At 61.9% G+C, this 16,081-nt stretch carries 17 protein-coding genes; 13 read left to right on the forward strand and 4 right to left on the reverse strand.

Translation table 11 applies throughout. From position 1 onward, the window contains the following. Positions 1-6 precede the first annotated feature (6 nt). From AB6803_RS23670 to AB6803_RS23695, 6 genes are all read left to right on the forward strand, one after another. Positions 7-840 (forward strand): SDR family oxidoreductase, encoded by an 834-nt coding sequence (locus AB6803_RS23670; RefSeq protein WP_371111189.1) that lies wholly within the window; start codon positions 7-9, stop codon positions 838-840. Positions 841-862: 22 nt separating this feature from the next. Further along, complete coding sequence (locus AB6803_RS23675) at positions 863-1,066, forward strand: twin transmembrane helix small protein (protein ID WP_007693648.1); 204 nt, start codon at positions 863-865, stop codon at positions 1,064-1,066. Positions 1,067-1,079: 13 nt separating this feature from the next. After that, positions 1,080-1,658 (forward strand): cob(I)yrinic acid a,c-diamide adenosyltransferase, encoded by a 579-nt coding sequence (locus AB6803_RS23680; protein WP_371111190.1) that lies wholly within the window; start codon positions 1,080-1,082, stop codon positions 1,656-1,658. A 205-nt stretch (positions 1,659-1,863) separates the two neighbouring features. Continuing rightward, positions 1,864-2,613 (forward strand): electron transfer flavoprotein subunit beta/FixA family protein, encoded by a 750-nt coding sequence (locus tag AB6803_RS23685; RefSeq protein ID WP_012652567.1) that lies wholly within the window; start codon positions 1,864-1,866, stop codon positions 2,611-2,613. Between the two features lie 24 nt (positions 2,614-2,637). Continuing rightward, positions 2,638-3,579 carry an electron transfer flavoprotein subunit alpha/FixB family protein gene (locus tag AB6803_RS23690; protein WP_371111191.1) on the forward strand — a complete coding sequence of 314 codons (942 nt, stop codon included), beginning with the start codon at positions 2,638-2,640 and terminating at the stop codon, positions 3,577-3,579. 151 nt (positions 3,580-3,730) lie between these two features. Next, positions 3,731-4,609 (forward strand): 3-hydroxybutyryl-CoA dehydrogenase, encoded by an 879-nt coding sequence (locus AB6803_RS23695; RefSeq protein WP_371111192.1) that lies wholly within the window; start codon positions 3,731-3,733, stop codon positions 4,607-4,609. A gap of 164 nt (positions 4,610-4,773) precedes the next feature. Here the strand turns inward: AB6803_RS23695 and AB6803_RS23700 are convergent, their stop codons facing one another. Next, positions 4,774-5,439 carry a TlpA disulfide reductase family protein gene (locus AB6803_RS23700; protein ID WP_371111193.1) on the reverse strand — a complete coding sequence of 222 codons (666 nt, stop codon included), beginning with the start codon at positions 5,437-5,439 and terminating at the stop codon, positions 4,774-4,776. A 23-nt stretch (positions 5,440-5,462) separates the two neighbouring features. Here AB6803_RS23700 and argH point away from each other — a divergent pair, with 23 nt between their 5' ends. From argH to AB6803_RS23720, 4 genes are all read left to right on the forward strand, one after another. Beyond that, entirely contained in the window at positions 5,463-6,863 is a 1,401-nt protein-coding gene (gene argH / locus AB6803_RS23705; protein ID WP_034521553.1) for an argininosuccinate lyase, read from the forward strand. Between the two features lie 99 nt (positions 6,864-6,962). Beyond that, positions 6,963-7,157: a lipoprotein gene (locus tag AB6803_RS23710; protein ID WP_007693633.1), complete on the forward strand. Its 195-nt coding sequence runs from the start codon at positions 6,963-6,965 to the stop codon at positions 7,155-7,157. A 13-nt stretch (positions 7,158-7,170) separates the two neighbouring features. Beyond that, entirely contained in the window at positions 7,171-8,442 is a 1,272-nt protein-coding gene (lysA, locus tag AB6803_RS23715) for a diaminopimelate decarboxylase (RefSeq protein WP_371111194.1), read from the forward strand. 249 nt (positions 8,443-8,691) lie between these two features. Continuing rightward, on the forward strand, positions 8,692-11,451 hold the full coding sequence (locus tag AB6803_RS23720; protein WP_371111195.1) for a TIGR02302 family protein: 2,760 nt from the start codon (positions 8,692-8,694) through the stop codon (positions 11,449-11,451). Positions 11,452-11,504: 53 nt separating this feature from the next. Here AB6803_RS23720 and AB6803_RS23725 read toward each other — a convergent pair whose 3' ends face one another. The 3 genes from AB6803_RS23725 to AB6803_RS23735 all read right to left on the reverse strand — a co-directional run bounded on the left by AB6803_RS23725 (position 11,505) and on the right by AB6803_RS23735 (position 13,332). After that, positions 11,505-11,864 (reverse strand): response regulator, encoded by a 360-nt coding sequence (locus tag AB6803_RS23725; protein WP_007693627.1) that lies wholly within the window; start codon positions 11,862-11,864, stop codon positions 11,505-11,507. 180 nt (positions 11,865-12,044) lie between these two features. After that, entirely contained in the window at positions 12,045-12,593 is a 549-nt protein-coding gene (gene hpt, locus AB6803_RS23730) for a hypoxanthine phosphoribosyltransferase (RefSeq protein WP_371111196.1), read from the reverse strand. Between the two features lie 88 nt (positions 12,594-12,681). Then, entirely contained in the window at positions 12,682-13,332 is a 651-nt protein-coding gene (locus AB6803_RS23735) for a hypothetical protein (protein WP_371111197.1), read from the reverse strand. 210 nt (positions 13,333-13,542) lie between these two features. Between AB6803_RS23735 and ftsE the strand changes: the two genes are divergently transcribed. The 3 genes from ftsE to AB6803_RS23750 all read left to right on the forward strand — a co-directional run bounded on the left by ftsE (position 13,543) and on the right by AB6803_RS23750 (position 16,033). Beyond that, the gene (gene ftsE, locus AB6803_RS23740; protein ID WP_047465890.1) at positions 13,543-14,202 is read left to right on the forward strand and encodes a cell division ATP-binding protein FtsE; all 660 of its coding nucleotides are present in this window, start codon (positions 13,543-13,545) and stop codon (positions 14,200-14,202) included. Next, the gene (locus AB6803_RS23745) at positions 14,195-15,241 is read left to right on the forward strand and encodes a cell division protein FtsX (RefSeq protein WP_371111198.1); all 1,047 of its coding nucleotides are present in this window, start codon (positions 14,195-14,197) and stop codon (positions 15,239-15,241) included. The genes ftsE and AB6803_RS23745 overlap by 8 nt, the downstream gene beginning before the upstream one ends. Before the next feature lie 69 nt (positions 15,242-15,310). Then, the gene (locus AB6803_RS23750; protein WP_371111199.1) at positions 15,311-16,033 is read left to right on the forward strand and encodes a YdcF family protein; all 723 of its coding nucleotides are present in this window, start codon (positions 15,311-15,313) and stop codon (positions 16,031-16,033) included. Positions 16,034-16,081: the final 48 nt, after the last annotated feature.

A 16,081-nucleotide genomic window follows, 5' to 3' on the forward strand; every position in this document is an offset into this window, starting at 1 on the left:
TTCTCCATGGCAGATCAACGCACCATCATCGTGACAGGTTGCTCTTCCGGCATCGGCGCCTATTGCGCCCGGGCGCTTAAGGCCGATGGCTGGCGCGTTTATGCGACCGTGCGCAAGGAGGTCGACCTCGGCCCGCTCGAGGCTGACGGTATCGAAACGCTGCTGATGGATTACACCCGGCCGGACACGATCTCGGCGCTGGTCGCGACAGTCCGCAAACGGACCGGCGGCCGCATCGACGCCCTGTTCAACAACGGTGCCTACGGCCAACCGGGCGCGGTGGAAGATCTCTCCACGGAAGTGCTACGCGAGCAGTTCGAGACAAACTTCTTCGGCTGGCATGAGCTGACGCGGCAGGTGATCCCGCTGATGCGCGCTCGAGGTCAGGGCCGCATCGTGAATTGCTCGTCCATCCTCGGCCTCATCCCCTATCGCTTCCGCGGCGCCTACACAGCCTCGAAATTTGCGCTGGAGGGGCTGACGATCACGCTCAGGATGGAGCTGCAGGATAGCGGCATCCATGTCAGCCTGATCGAACCGGGCCCGATCGCCACGCGCTTCACCGCCAATGCGCTCGCCAAGATCGAGGAACACATCGATCTCAAACATTCGGCCCATGCCGTCGAATACCGGCGGCAACTGGCGCGACTGAATGGCACAGGTCCGGTCAACAAGCATAAATTGGGATCCGAAGCCGTCTATGACGTGTTAAAATCCGCCTTGAATGCGAGAAATCCGCGTCCGCACTATCTCGTGACCACCCCTGCCAAGCAGGGCGTTCTTCTGAAAAGGCTGTTGCCGGCTAACCTTTTCTATCGTCTGATGCGCCGGCTGGATTGAAAGAGGGGGACGGAGGAGAGCCATGTCCACATTTACCTATATTGCCGCCATCATTGTCATGGGCCTCGTGGTGCTCGTCCTCATTCGTGGCTTGTTCAACATGATGAAGGGTGACAACCCCAACCTCTCCAACCGGCTGATGCAGCTTCGCGTGCTGCTGCAGGCAGTCGCCGTCATCCTCATCATGCTGACGCTGTGGCTGACCGGCGGCGGCCGTCCAGCCTGATTACGGGATCAAGATGGTCAAGCTCAACAAGATCTATACCAAGACCGGTGACGACGGCACGACCGGCCTCGTCTCCGGCCCACGCCGGCTGAAGCACGATCTGCGCGTCGAATCCTATGGCACAATCGACGAAACCAATTCCGCGATCGGCGTTGCCCGGCTGCATGCGGCCGAAATGCCCGAGCTCGACGCCATGCTGATGTGCATCCAGAACGATCTGTTCGATCTCGGCGCCGATCTCTCGGCACCGGAAACGGATGAGCCGCTGCCCTACGAGCCGCTGCGCATCATCGACAATCAGGTGGCGCGCATCGAACATGATATCGACGCTCTGAATGCCGGTCTCGAACCGCTGAACTCCTTCGTCCTGCCCGCCGGCAGCCCCGCTTCCGCCCACCTCCACCTCGCCCGCACCATCGCGCGACGCGCCGAGCGGCTGATGGTGGCCCTGTCGCGCACCAAGGGCGAGCGTGTCAGCCCGGCGGCATTGAAATACGTCAACCGCCTCTCGGACTTCCTGTTTGTCGCCGCGCGCCATGCCAATGATCGCGGCCGCGCCGATGTGCTCTGGGTTCCCGGCAAGAATCGGTAAGAAGACAAATTATGTCTCGTGCCGGGTGATGATATTGACGTTAACGTAAACGTAAACGTTATTTACACCCCTAAAGCAATTTGCCTGTCTGCGGCATGGAAGCGTTGTAATTGGAAAAAAAACGCGTATCCATGTCGCCATTCGACAAACGGAACGGCGCGGAACAGGCCATGGTCTTAGAGCGCAGTGTTGAAGGAAGGATTCCATGAAGATTCTCGTCCCCGTGAAGCGGGTAGTTGATTACAACGTCAAGATCCGCGTGAAGCCGGATGGTACGGGCGTTGAGCTCGCCAACGTCAAGATGTCGATGAACCCGTTCGACGAGATCTCGGTTGAAGAAGCGCTGCGGCTGAAGGAAGCCGGCAAGGCTGAGGAAGTCGTGGTCGTCTCGATCGGGCCTGCCAAGGCTGAAGAGACGCTGCGCACCGCACTTGCCATGGGCGCCGACCGGGCAATCCTGGTCGAGACCGATGATGCCGTCGAGCCGCTGGCCGTCGCCAAAATCCTGAAGGGTGTTGCAGACGCCGAACAGCCGGGCCTGATCATCGTCGGCAAACAGGCGATCGATGACGACAGCAACCAGACCGGCCAGATGCTGGCAGCCCTCCTGGGTTCGGCGCAAGCGACCTTCGCCTCGAAGATCGAGATCGGCGACGGCAAGGCAACCGTGACCCGCGAAGTCGATGGCGGCCTGCAGACCATCGAGATCAAGCTTCCGGCCGTTGTCACCACCGACCTTCGCCTCAACGAGCCGCGCTATGCCTCGCTGCCGAACATCATGAAGGCGAAGAAGAAGCCGCTCGACAAGAAGAGCCCGGCAGACTTCGGCGTCTCGACCGAGCCACGTCTGAAAGTGCTGAAGACGGAAGAGCCGTCCGGCCGCAAGGCGGGCATCAAGGTGGGTTCGGTCGCCGAACTCGTCGAGAAGCTCAAGACCGAAGCCGGCGTGCTTTAAGGACAGCAAAGGGAGACAATCATCATGGCCATTCTTCTTCTGGCTGACCACGACAACACCAGCCTTTCCGACCAGACCGCAAAGACGCTGACGGCTGCTGCGAAAATCGCCAAGGAAACGGGAAGCGAAGTGCATATCCTCGTCGCCGGCAAGGGTGCCAAGGCTGCCGCCGATGCCGCCGCAAAGCTTGCAGGCGTCTCCAAGGTGCTGCTGGCCGAAAGCGACGAGCTTGCCAACAACCTCGCCGAACCGCTCGCCGATCTGATCGTGTCGCTCGCCGCAAGCTACGACACCATCATCACCGCCGCCACCTCGGTCGGCAAGAACGTGTTGCCGCGTGTCGCAGCCCTGCTCGACGTCGCCCAGATCTCCGAGATCACCGACGTCGTCTCCGCCGATACCTTCAAGCGCCCGATCTATGCCGGCAACGCCATCCAGACGGTGCAGTCGAGCGATGCAAAGAAGGTGATCACCGTTCGCACGGCGTCCTTCGCATCTGCCCCGGAAGGCGGCTCGGCTGCCGTCGAGGCGATCGCGGCCGTTGCCAATCCCGGTCTTTCCAGCTTCGTCAGTGATGCGCTGTCCTCATCCGACCGTCCGGAACTGACGTCGGCTAAGATCATCATCTCTGGTGGCCGCGCGCTCGGCTCGGCGGAGAAGTTCCGCGAGGTCATCCTTCCCGTCGCCGACAAGCTCGGGGCTGCCGTCGGCGCATCGCGCGCAGCGGTGGATGCCGGCTACGCGCCGAACGACTGGCAGGTTGGTCAGACCGGCAAGGTCGTCGCTCCACAGCTCTACATCGCCTGCGGCATCTCCGGCGCCATCCAGCATCTGGCCGGCATGAAGGACTCGAAGGTCATCGTCGCCATCAACAAGGACGAAGAGGCCCCGATCTTCCAGATCGCCGACTATGGTCTCGTCGCCGATCTCTTCGAGGCACTGCCGGAACTCGAAAAGGCGCTCTGATCGCGCCTCTTGATCTCTTTCGCAGTTGCGAAAGACTGGAAAATTGTCCTTTATGGGTCTATCAATCTTGCCGGGCTAGAAATAGTCCGGCAAATTTATGACGAAAAGCATGGCGCGCCGCCGAGAACGCGCCGCCCCGGGGGAGTTGGCAATGAGTTCGCTGAAGACGATCGGTATTATCGGAGCGGGCCAGATGGGCTGCGGCATTGCCCACGTATCCGCCATGGCCGGTTATAAGGTGCACATCTACGATCTGTCGCAGGAACGCATCGAGAGCGGCCTTGCCACCATCAACGGTAACCTTGCCCGCCAGGTCTCTTCCGGCAAGATGACCGACGAGGAGCGCAAGGCGGCGCTGGCACTGATATCGGGCTCTTCCGACCTCAACGATCTCGCCCAGGTCGACCTCGCCATTGAGGCCGCGACCGAGGACGAAAGCGTCAAGCGCAAGATCTACGCCCAGATTTGTCCGATCCTGAAGCCCGAGGCGATGCTCGCCACCAACACCTCGTCGCTGTCGATCACTAGGCTCGCCTCCGCAACCGACCGGCCGGAACGCTTCATGGGCATCCACTTCATGAACCCGGTGCCGGTGATGAAGCTCGTCGAACTGGTGCGCGGCATCGCCACCGAGGAATCGACCTTCTCCGCCGCCAAGGAATATGTCAGCTCGCTGGACAAGACGATCACAGTGGCCGAAGACTTCCCGGCCTTCATCGTCAACCGCATCCTGCTGCCGATGATCAACGAGGCTATCTACACGCTTTACGAAGGCGTCGGCACCGTCGATGCCATCGACACCGCCATGAAGCTCGGCGCCAACCACCCGATGGGCCCGCTGCAGCTTGCAGACTTCATCGGCCTCGACACCTGCTTGTCGATCATGCAGGTGCTGCATGACGGCCTGGCGGATTCGAAATACCGCCCCTGCCCGCTGCTGGTGAAATATGTCGAAGCCGGCTGGCTCGGCCGCAAATCCGGCCGCGGCTTCTACGATTATCGCGGCGAAGTGCCTGTTCCGACGCGGTAAAAACACCCTCGCCCCATTGGGGAGAGGGTCGCGCGGAACGCGCGGGGTGAGGGGGCGTTACCGGGAAGCCGCACTTCTTTTCCTAATCAATGCGCCTGAATATGACGCACTCCCCCTCATCCGCCCTGTCGGGCACCTTCTCCCCCAGGGGAGAAGGAGGAATATCAAATCCCCACCGCCGCCTTGATCAGATTTTTCGCATCGTCGCTGTCCCACGCCGCCGGGCCGTTCATGGCAGAGACCAGGCAGCCCTTGCCGTCGATCAGCAGCGTCACCGGCAGGCCGAAGGCCAGGCCCTGTTTCTTCAGCGCATTGAAGACGCCCATGGTGCTGTCGCGATAATAGCCGAGCGTGTCGATGCCGTAATCGGTGCGGAACGCTTTCGGCTTCTCATCGTCGCCGGTGTCGATATTGACGGCGACGACCTCGAACTTGTCGTTGCCCATGCTCTTCTCCAGCGCATTCAACGCCGGCATTTCCTCGCGGCAGGGTACGCACCAGGTCGCCCAGACATTGAGCAGCAGCGTCTTGCCGGAGAAATTGCCGACCGACAGCGGCTGGCCGTCCGCTCCCTTGAAGGAAACGTCGTGCAGCGAGATCGGCGTCTGCGGCGCGGCCATGGCAGCGACCTGCCCCTTGGTGAAGGGCGTTAGGGCCGCGGCGCGATCCTTGGCCGTTTCACATTGTCCGGAGGAGGCGGTTTCACCAATACCATTGCCATACCCCGCCTCCTTCACGTATACCGCTGCCGCACCAGCGACGACCCCGGCGACGGCGGCAAGCAGGACAAGTTTCACGGACGGCAGACCAAACGGCTTCTTCGCTGTCATTACATTCTCCAGGTAGGCATCTCATGGCTGACGGCACGGACACCAAATCCTCCAACCAGATGTGGGGCGGACGTTTCGCCTCCGGCCCCGCGGCCATCATGGAGGAGATAAATGCATCGATCGGTTTCGACAAGAAGCTGTTTGCGCAGGATATCCGCGGCTCCATCGCCCATGCCACCATGCTTGCCCATCAAGGCATCATTTCAACCGAGGATAAAGACAAGATCGTTCACGGGCTGAACACGATCCTGTCAGAGATCGAAGCCGGAAATTTCGAATTCTCCCGCAGCCTCGAAGACATCCATATGAACGTCGAGTCGCGGCTCGCCGCCCTGATCGGCCCCGCTGCCGGACGTCTGCACACGGCCCGTTCGCGCAACGACCAGGTGGCGCTCGATTTCCGCCTCTGGGTCAAGGAAGAGTTGCAGAAATGCGAACAGGCACTGACCGGCCTGATCGCTGCCTTCCTCGACCGCGCCGAGGAGCACGCCGACACCGTCATGCCCGGCTTCACCCATCTGCAGACGGCGCAGCCGGTCACCTTCGGCCATCATTGCATGGCCTATGTCGAGATGTTCGGCCGCGACCGTTCGCGCGTGCGCCATGCCATCGAGCATATGGACGAATCGCCGATCGGCGCCGCCGCCCTTGCCGGCACAGGCTTCCCGATCGATCGCCATATGACGGCCAAGGCGCTCGGCTTCCGCGAGCCGACCCGCAACTCGATCGACACCGTCTCCGACCGCGACTTCGCCATCGAGTTCCTGTCGATCGCCGCCATCGCCGGCATGCATCTGTCGCGACTGGCTGAAGAAATCGTCATCTGGTCGACGCCGCAATTCGGCTTCGTGCGCCTGTCCGACGCCTTCTCCACCGGTTCCTCGATCATGCCGCAGAAGAAGAACCCCGATGCCGCCGAACTGGTGCGCGCCAAGACCGGCCGCATCAATGGCTCGCTGGTGGCGCTCCTAACCATCATGAAGGGCCTGCCGCTCGCCTATTCCAAGGATATGCAGGAAGACAAGGAACAGGTTTTCGATGCCGCCGAAAGCCTTGAACTGGCGATTGCCGCCATGACCGGCATGGTACGCGACATGACGATCAACGCCGCCCGCATGAAGGCCGCCGCCGGATCCGGCTATTCGACCGCGACCGACCTTGCCGACTGGCTGGTGCGCGAGGCAGGCCTGCCCTTCCGCGACGCCCATCACGTCACCGGACGCGCCGTGGCGCTTGCCGAGAGCAAGTCCTGCGATCTCGCCGAACTGTCGCTGGAAGATCTGCAGGCGATCCACCCCGCGATCACCGACAAGATCTTCGACGTCCTGACGGTCGAAGCCTCGGTCGCCAGCCGCAAGAGCTTCGGCGGCACGGCGCCGTCGGAAGTGCGCAAACAGATCGCCTTCTGGCGCGCCCGCAACTGAGACAATCGCCGGAAACCACACTCTAACAATCAGGGTGCACAAGGCGCGGAAACTTCGCTATGAAGATTGCTTCCGCGTTTGCCGCCCAAGAGGATTTCGATGCAGATCAACATGCCGCATATCATCCGCCTGACCGTCGTCCTTTCGGTCATCGGCCTTGCCGTCGTCGGATGTGGCCGCAAGGGCGATCTCGATCCGCCAAGCGCTGCGGCGACCAAGGGCGGCGACGTCTCCAAGCCGACGAAACAGCCGGGCACCGAGGACAAGAAGTTCCTCCTCGATCCGCTTCTCTAAGCAGGCCGCGACCGTGAACCATTTCCAGTACCGCGACGGTATTCTCTACGCCGAGGACGTTCCCGTTCCCGAGATCGCCAAGGCGGTCGGAACGCCTTTTTACGTCTATTCGACGGCGACGCTCGAGCGGCACTACCGCGTCTTCTCCGAAGCCTTCAACGATGTCGACGCCATGGTCTGCTACGCGATGAAGGCCAATTCCAACCAGGCGGTGCTGAAGACGCTCGGCCGTCTCGGCGCCGGTGTCGACGTCGTCTCCGTCGGCGAGCTGCAGCGGGCTCTGACCGCCGGCATCCCGGCGAACCGCATCATGTTCTCCGGCGTCGGCAAGACCGCTGAGGAGATGGATGTCGCGCTCGAAGCCGGCATCTACTGCTTCAACGTCGAATCCGAACCGGAACTGGAAGTACTGAACCAGCGCGCCGTCCGCGCCGGCAAGATCGCCCCCGTTTCCTTTCGCATCAATCCCGATGTCGACGCCCGCACCCATGCGAAGATTTCAACCGGCAAGAAGGAAAACAAGTTCGGCATATCCTGGGAACGTGCCCGTACCGTCTATGCCCGCGCCGCCAATCTGCCGGGTATCGACGCCACCGGCATCGACATGCATATCGGCAGCCAGATCACCGAGCTTCAGCCCTTCGAGGATGCCTTCAAGCTGCTGCGCGAGCTCGTCGAGACGCTGCGCAGCGACGGCCATGACATCCACCATGTCGATATCGGCGGGGGCCTCGGCATTCCCTATCGCGACGACAATACTCCGCCGCCGCTGCCGGATGCCTATGCCCATATCGTCAAGGATCAACTGCGCGGCCTGAACTGCAAGATCGTCACCGAACCCGGCCGCCTGATCGTCGGCAATGCCGGCATCCTGGTGACGGAAGTCATCTATGTGAAGGACGGCGGCAACAAGAGCTTCGTCATCGTCGACGCCGCCATGAACGACCTTATTCGCCCGACGCTCTACGAGGCCTATCACGAGATCCGCCCCGTCGAGATCACCGCAGCCAATGCACCGCGCATCAAGGCCGATATCGTCGGTCCGGTCTGCGAGACCGGCGACTATCTGGCGCTCGACCGCGAAATGGCGATGCCGAAGCCTGGCGATCTCCTGGCTGTCAGCTCCGGCGGCGCTTATGGCGCGGTCCAGGCCGGCACCTATAACAGTCGGCTTCTGGTGCCCGAAGTGCTGGTCAAGGGCGGCGATTTCCACGTCATTCGTCCCCGCCGGACCTATGAAGAACTGATCGCCCTCGATTCGATTCCGGCCTGGCTCAGCGCATAACCCCGAAAGTCGGAATCGATTTTCGGATAGAGTTATGCGCCGGCTTAACCGCGCGGCTTAATCACGTTTAAGCGAAATCCGATGAAAAAGTGGCCTTTGGCGCCGCTTGCTCTCGTCTTCGCCACAAAGAATGTTATCTTTCCATGACAAGCGTCTCGCCGGGCGCTGCAAACTTGGGCGTGTGGGACGCCCCGCCATTTCCAAGGGGCAGTTAGCCATCCACGGCAATTCGGGGAGAAGACCGGACCGATGACCAGCCCAAGCAACCCTAAGAAGGGCGCTTTCGCCAGCCGTCCGGCTCTGGCACGGCTGGTTGCGGTCAAACGTCTCTTCGCACGGCTGGTACTGGTTTCCGAGCAGATCCTGCCGCTGTTACTGCTACCTCTGTCGATCCTTGCCCTTTTCCTCTCGGCCGCATGGTTCGGCATCTTCCGCATCGCGCCGGATATGCTGCGCGTTATCCTGCTGGCCGTTTTCACGATCGCATTTGCCGCCGCCTGCTTCCCTTTCCGCCGCCTGCGCTGGCCGACCACCGGTGAAGCCGACCGGATGCTGGAGGAGCGCAACGGCCTCCCGCATCAGCCGGTCACCGTGCAGGAAGACGAGCCGGCTTTCGACACGCCCTTTGCCCGGGCGCTATGGCGGGAACACCAGACCCGCATGGCGGCGCGCATCGCCGCGCTGGACGCGGGCTTCCCTCGCCCGGATATTGCCCGCTACGACCGCTTTGCGCTGCGCACCATTCCGGCGCTGCTGCTGGTGACTGCTTTCAGCTTTTCCATGTCTAACAGCGGCGGATCGCTGAGCGACGCCTTCATCGCCCCGACGGTCACGTCGAACAATCCGGATGTCCGCGTCGACGCTTGGGTGACGCCGCCCTACTACACCGGCGAAGCGCCGGTCTATCTGACCGGCAATGCCGCCGATACCGGCGACAGCGTCAACGTCCCGCAATTCTCCGAGCTTACCGTGCGGGTCACCGGCGCCTCCACGAATGAGAAAGTATTGTTCCAGGCCGCCGGCAACGACAGCAGTGCCGAAATCCCCGAACAGGTCGCGGACGCCGGCAAGCAGGCGTCGGCGAACGGCAATCCGGCCATTCCCGCCCCCGTCCAGCCCGTCGCCGACACCGCCTCGCCATCCACGGCCGGTGCGGAGGCGATGGTTGCCCGCACCCATGTGCTGAAGCTCGAAAAAGGCGGCAGGCTGACGGTCAACGGCAAGTCCTGGTCTTTCAATGTGGTCTCCGACAAGCCGCCGGAAATCAACTTCGACGGCATTCCGCATGCCACTGCCAACGGCTCGCTCGAAATCGGCTTTAAGGTGAAAGACGATTATGGCGTCGAGGAAGCCCGTGCCGAGATCATGCCCGTCGATACCGATGCCGAGGCCAAGCCGCTCTATGGCTTGCCGGAATTCAAGCTGGAAATCTCGCGTCGCGACCGTCGTGACGGCAAGGGGCTGGCAAGCCACGACCTGACGCAGGACCCGCTTGCCGGCAAGAAGGTGCACATCACCCTTGTCGCACGCGACGGCGCCGGCCAGACCGGCCGCAGCGCACCCTATGAAATGACCCTGCCCTCGCGCAATTTCAGCCAGCCGCTCGCCGCCGCTGTCGCCGAGGAACGTCAGGTTTTCGCGCTCGACACCCGCAGGATGCCGGAGGCGATCGAGCTCAACAAGTCGCTGACGATCCGCCCGGATGAGACGATCCCCGATCTCGGCAACTACTTGCTGATCAAATCGGCGCTGACACGCATGAAGCTCGCCAGCGGCGATGCCGCGTTGAAGGATACTGCCGACTATCTCTGGCAGATCGCGCTCGGCATGGAAGACGCGCAGCTGACCGACGCTGAGAAGGCGCTCCGCGATGCGCAGCAGAAACTCTCCGACGCCCTGCAGCGCAACGCGCCCAACGCGGAAATCAAGAAATTGATGGACGAACTGCGCAAGGCGATGGGCAACTATATGAAGGAGCTCGCCGAGCGCATGAAGAACATGCCGGCGCAGCCCAACCAGAAGTCGGCCAATATCCTGCGCCAGCAGGATTTGCAACGGATGATGGACCAGATCGAGAATCTCGCCCGTTCCGGCAACCGCCAGGCAGCGCAGCAGATGCTGTCCGAGCTGCAGCAGATGATGAACAACCTCCAGGCGGGCCGCCCGCAGCGCGACCAGAACCAGCAGCAGGGCCAGGCAAACGACAAGATGCGCCAGCAGATGGACAAGCTTGGCCGCATCCTGCGCGACCAGCAGAAGCTGATGGAGCAGACCTTCAAGCTCGACCAGACCATGCGCGACCGCATGCAGCGCGGCGATCCCAACGAGGACGGCGACGACGCGCTCAACCAGCCGATGCCGGGTCTGGACGATCCGCAGCAGCCGGACATGGGTCAGCAGGACCAGAACCAGCGGCCGGGCCAGAACCAGCAGGGCAAGCAGCAGCCGGGCCAGAAGCAACAGGGCGACAACGAGACGGACGGCATGACCGCCGACCAGTTGCGCGATGCGCTGAAGCAATTGCGCCAGCAGCAGGATGATCTCGGAAAACAGCTCGGCGAGCTGCAAAAGGAACTCGGCTCCATGGGCATGAAGCCGAACCAGAATTATGGCAAGGCACAGCAGGAAATGAAGGGTGCGGCCGGCGAGCTCGGCCAAGGCAATGGCGAGACTGCCGTGCAGGGCCAGGGCCGTGCGCTAGACGCGCTGCGCAAGGGCACGCGCGACATGATGAACCAGCTGATGGCGCAGATGCAACAGCAGGGGCAAGGCCAGGGCCAGCAGCAGGGGCAAGGCCAGGGTAATCAGAACAGCCGCGATCCGCTTGGCCGCCCGAGCGGCGACAAACCCGGCATATTCGACGAAACCAACGAGAATAAAGTACCCGATATCATTAAGGCGCAGCGAGCCCGAGAAATTCTCGACGCCATCCGCGAGCGGCTGAGCAACAATCCGTCACTGTCCGACGAACGGAACTATCTGGAACGCCTGCTCGATATGAGGCAGTAAGCCTTGCATCGCCTTCGCCACTGTAGGCGAAGGCCCTCCTTCGATAGCGCCAATCAGGCCGCCAGAGCGCGGGCGACCGCCTTGCGGATATCCGGCAGGGCGAAGGGTTTGGAGACGACATCGACGATCTTTTCCATCAGGTCGTCGGCGCGCTCACGCTGCTCGGCATAGCCGGTCATCAGCAGGATCTTCATGCCGGGGCAGGTCGAGGCCGCCTGATGCGCCAGCTCGATGCCGTCCATCACCGGCATGCGGATATCGGAGAGCAGCAGGTCATAAACGCCCTGCTTCAGTTTTTCCAGACCTTCGGCGCCGTCGGCCGCCTCTTCAGTCTCGTGGCCATCCAGGCGCAGCGCCCGGGCGACAAAGGTGCGAAGAGAGTCCTCGTCTTCCGTGATCAGAATTCTTGCCATGGTCTATGCTCCGTGGTCCGTCATGTTCCGAGACCGAAATCACCAGAATTCCGTTTGCGATCGGTAAACGACGGAGGTGCAATCCCGTCCCGTGGTTAACGGTTCGTCATCGTTGGAGCATATTGGGACAGTCTGTCGGAGCGCCGGATTAACCTGGAATCGGCGCCCCACGAACCAAAACTATTCGTCCGCGTCGCCGGTCACGACGCCCACGAAGGGCAGTTCGCGGAAGGCATAGGCGACGTCCATGCCGTAGCCGACGACGAAATAATCGGGGCATTCGAAGCCGACATAATCGGCCTCCAGCTCTTCCTGGCGCTTGACGCTCTTGTCGAGCAGCACGGCGAGCGAGACGTGGCGGGCGCCGCGCTCATAGAGCAGTTCCTTGGCGAAACGCAGGGTCCGCCCGGATTCCAGGATATCGTCGATCAGCAGCACGTCGCGGTCTTGAACGTCACTGTCGATGTCCTTGACGATGCGAACGCCCTGGGACGTCGTGCCGGCGCCATAGCTCGACAGCGTGATGAATTCGACTTCCGGTGCAAGCCCGGTGTCATGCAGCGCGCGCAGCAGGTCGGCTGCGAAGATGAACGAGCCCTTGAGGATGGCGATGACGAGGAGATCCTTCGTCGGCCCGCTGGCGATCTGCACCGCCAAAGCCTTGTTGCGCTCGGCGATCTGCTCGGCGGTGAAAAGCGGCTCGATATTCTTCCCGCGTACGACAGGCATTGATTGGCATGCTCCATGGCTGTGCTGCGGCACTTGTCCGCTGATCAAGCCCTAGCCCGTAGCACAATCACGAGAGCCGACACACCCCCTAAGGCATGAAGGAAAGCCGAACATCCGGCGTTTTTCCACCGGGATGCTGCAATCTGGTGGAAAAACCACGGCTCTCATGCGGCCCGATACGGTCCACGGGCGAATTCACCACGACGCTGGTCAGCAACTGATCGCCGGAGAAGATATCGGCGCGCATGGGCGGCACAGTCAGTGTGGCGCCCGTCTCATTCTCGATGATGCCGTTGACGGTGAGCACCCGCATGCCGTTCTCGTCGCGCGGCGTCAGCGTCACATGTGTAAATTGCAGCGGCTCGGACGTTGCCTGCGCCGGCGTACCGGACAATCCGGAAAAGCCGCCGGCAAGGCCGAAAACCAGGATCGCGAGTGCTGCGATTAGCGCCACGAAGCTGCGCCGCGACGCCTGCTGCAGCCATCCCTCGGCAAGGCGCAAGCCTGTCATCGCGCGAACGTGAACGCCGCCCGGAGCCGACCGGGGCTGCGGTCTTGCACGGCTGCCCTTCTCGTGATTGCCGTTGGCGCGACCGGGAATGACGGTCACAAACTCTGCGTCGACAACATCCGGCTTCGATCCGAAACGATGGGATAGTTGCGAAGCCGCTGCACACTCGGGCGGAAGCAGGTCATAGACCAGCCCCGCCTGCTGCCGACGGTGGCGAAAAGCACCCATGACGACCTCCCTTTCCGGTGATCCACATGGTTTCCATGCCCATCTGAATTCTGGGCATTGAAACGAATCCTGCCCAGTCGTAAATTTTAATGGTTAATGCTTCGCAAAGACCGCCATGAATGGGGCGCCTTCCCAGCAAAATTTACCGTCCGTTAACGCAATTGGTTAACAAGTCGCCTGATTGAACACCGCGGAAGACTGGACTGCCCGTTGATCCATTTTGAGAACGTCGGTTTGCGCTACGGCATGGGTCCGGAAATCCTCCGCGACCTGAGCTTCGACATACCGAAGAAATCGTTCCAGTTCCTGACGGGGCCTTCCGGCGCCGGCAAGACGACCTTGCTGCGCCTGCTTTTCATGTCGCTGCAGCCGACGCGCGGGCTGATCCGCATGTTCGACCGCGAAATCTCCTCGATCCCGCGCAACGAGCTGCCGCTGCTGCGCCGCCGCGTCGGCATCGTCTTTCAGGATTTCCGCCTGCTCGACCATCTGACGACCTATGAGAACGTCGCCCTGCCCCTGCGCGTGCGCGGCAAGGACGAGAGCTCCTATCGCAACGATGTGCTGGAGCTGTTGAAGTGGGTCGGCCTCGGCGAGCGTATCAACGTGCTGCCGCCGGTGCTGTCGGGCGGCGAGAAGCAGCGCGCAGCCATTGCTCGCGCGCTGATCGACCGCCCTGAGATCCTGCTGGCCGACGAGCCGACCGGCAATGTCGACCCGCCGATGGCGCGACGACTGCTCAACCTGTTTCTCGAGCTCAATCGCCTCGGCACGGCCGTCGTCATTGCCACGCACGACCTGACGCTGATGGATCAGGTCGAGGCCCGGCGCATGATCCTGTCGGGAGGGCATCTCGATATCTATGACTAAGCCCGCCCCCCGCAGGAGCCCTGCCAACGCAAGGGCTACCGGCAACAAGGAAAGATCCGCTGCTACGCCGCCCGAAAAAAGGCGGCCGGAAATGCGCGTGCGCCCGACAGGGCCAATCGTGCCTTCCTCCAACATCCAGGGCAATGCGCTGATCGTCGTCATCGCCATCATGGCTTTCCTCGCCTGCCTGACGCTCGGCGCCGTCAGCATGGTGCGCTCGACGGCAGCAAGCTGGGAGAGCCAGATCGCCCGCGAGATCACCATCCAGATCAAGCCGGACGACAATCTCGATATGGACAAGGCGCTCACCAGTGCCCGCGATATCGCGCTTGGCTTCGTCGGCACCAAGAGCGGCCAGATCGTCGACGAGGCGGCAACCGCCCGCTTGCTCGAACCCTGGCTCGGCTCCGGCCTTGATCTGAAGGAACTGCCCGTTCCACGCCTGGTGATCATCACCATCGACGAGACGCACCCGCCGGACTTCGAGGCGATGCGCGGCCTTCTGAAGAGCGAAATACCGCAGGCGACGCTGGACGACCATCGCACCTGGGTCGACCGGCTGGTCTCGATGGCGCACACCACCGTCCTCATCGGCACCGGCGTACTGCTGCTGGTCTTCACCGCCATGGTGCTGACCGTGGTCTTCGCCACCCGCGGCACGCTCTCAGGCAACCGTCACATCGTTGAGGTGCTGCATTTCGTCGGCGCTGAGGGTACCTTCGTCGCCACCGAGTTCCAGAAGCATTTTCTGAAAATCAGCCTGAAGGGCTCCGCCGCCGGCAGTGGGCTTGCCGCCCTGTTCTTCGCCACCGCCGGCCTTCTGCAAAGAAGCACGATCGCCACGCCGCAAACCGACCAGGCGACCGCCCTCTTCGGCACGTTCTCGGTCGGCACGCTTGGCTATCTCGGCATTCTCGCGACCATGATCATCATCGCTTTGCTCACCACGGTCACGGCGCGCTTCACCGTCATGCGCACGATCTACGAGATCGATTTGGTTCGTTCCGACCCAGGAAGGACCGAAAATGTACAGAATTGACGGTTTGCTAACTATTTTTTATGGTTCCGCGGCCCGCTCCTTGCCGCATTTCGCGTATATTGACGAATCATGAGCATGGACCTGACGAGTCGCAAGGCTGTGAGTTCTCAATCGTTGTGGGAGCGCTTCCACAGCGACAGGCCCGTGCGGCGCAGCTTTTTCCGCCGTTTTCTGCGCTGGGGCGGCTTCGCCTTTGTCTTCTTGGTCGCCATTGTTTTCGGCGGCTTCCTGCATTTCGCTGATTCGATCGCCACGTTGAAGCCGCCGCTGGAGCCGAAGGCGGATGCGATCATCGTCCTCACCGGCGGCTACCAGCGCATAGACCAGGCCGTGGAGCTGCTGCGCACCGGCGCCGGCAACCGGCTCCTGATCTCCGGCGCGCATCCGACGACCACGCCCTCACAAATCCGCAAGTTGACGCAGAGCCCCGCCAACCTCTTCAATTGCTGCGTCGATATCGGCTATGACGCCCTCGACACCATCGGCAATGCCCGCGAGGCGGCGAAATGGATCCACGCCAGAGGCTACAAGAGCATATTGGTGGTGACCAACAATTATCACATGCCGCGCAGCCTGGCCGAGCTGAAATATGTCGACCCGGGTACGGACTACATTCCCTATCCGGTGGTCAATTCCGACCTCAAGACCAAGAACTGGTTCACCGACCCCAATGCGCTGCGCACCATGATCTATGAATACGCCAAGGTTCTTCTCGCCGGCGCGCGCAATATCACCGGCCTCGGCCGCCCGCTCGGCCTGCGCTCGCAGGAACAGAGCGATGATCCGGACTGAGACGCCGGGTGGCGCGCGGGCCGACTTTTTATTGACAGCGTAATCGTG

The sequence above is a fragment of the Rhizobium sp. RCC_161_2 genome, from assembly GCF_041355235.1.
Taxonomy (GTDB): domain Bacteria; phylum Pseudomonadota; class Alphaproteobacteria; order Rhizobiales; family Rhizobiaceae; genus Rhizobium.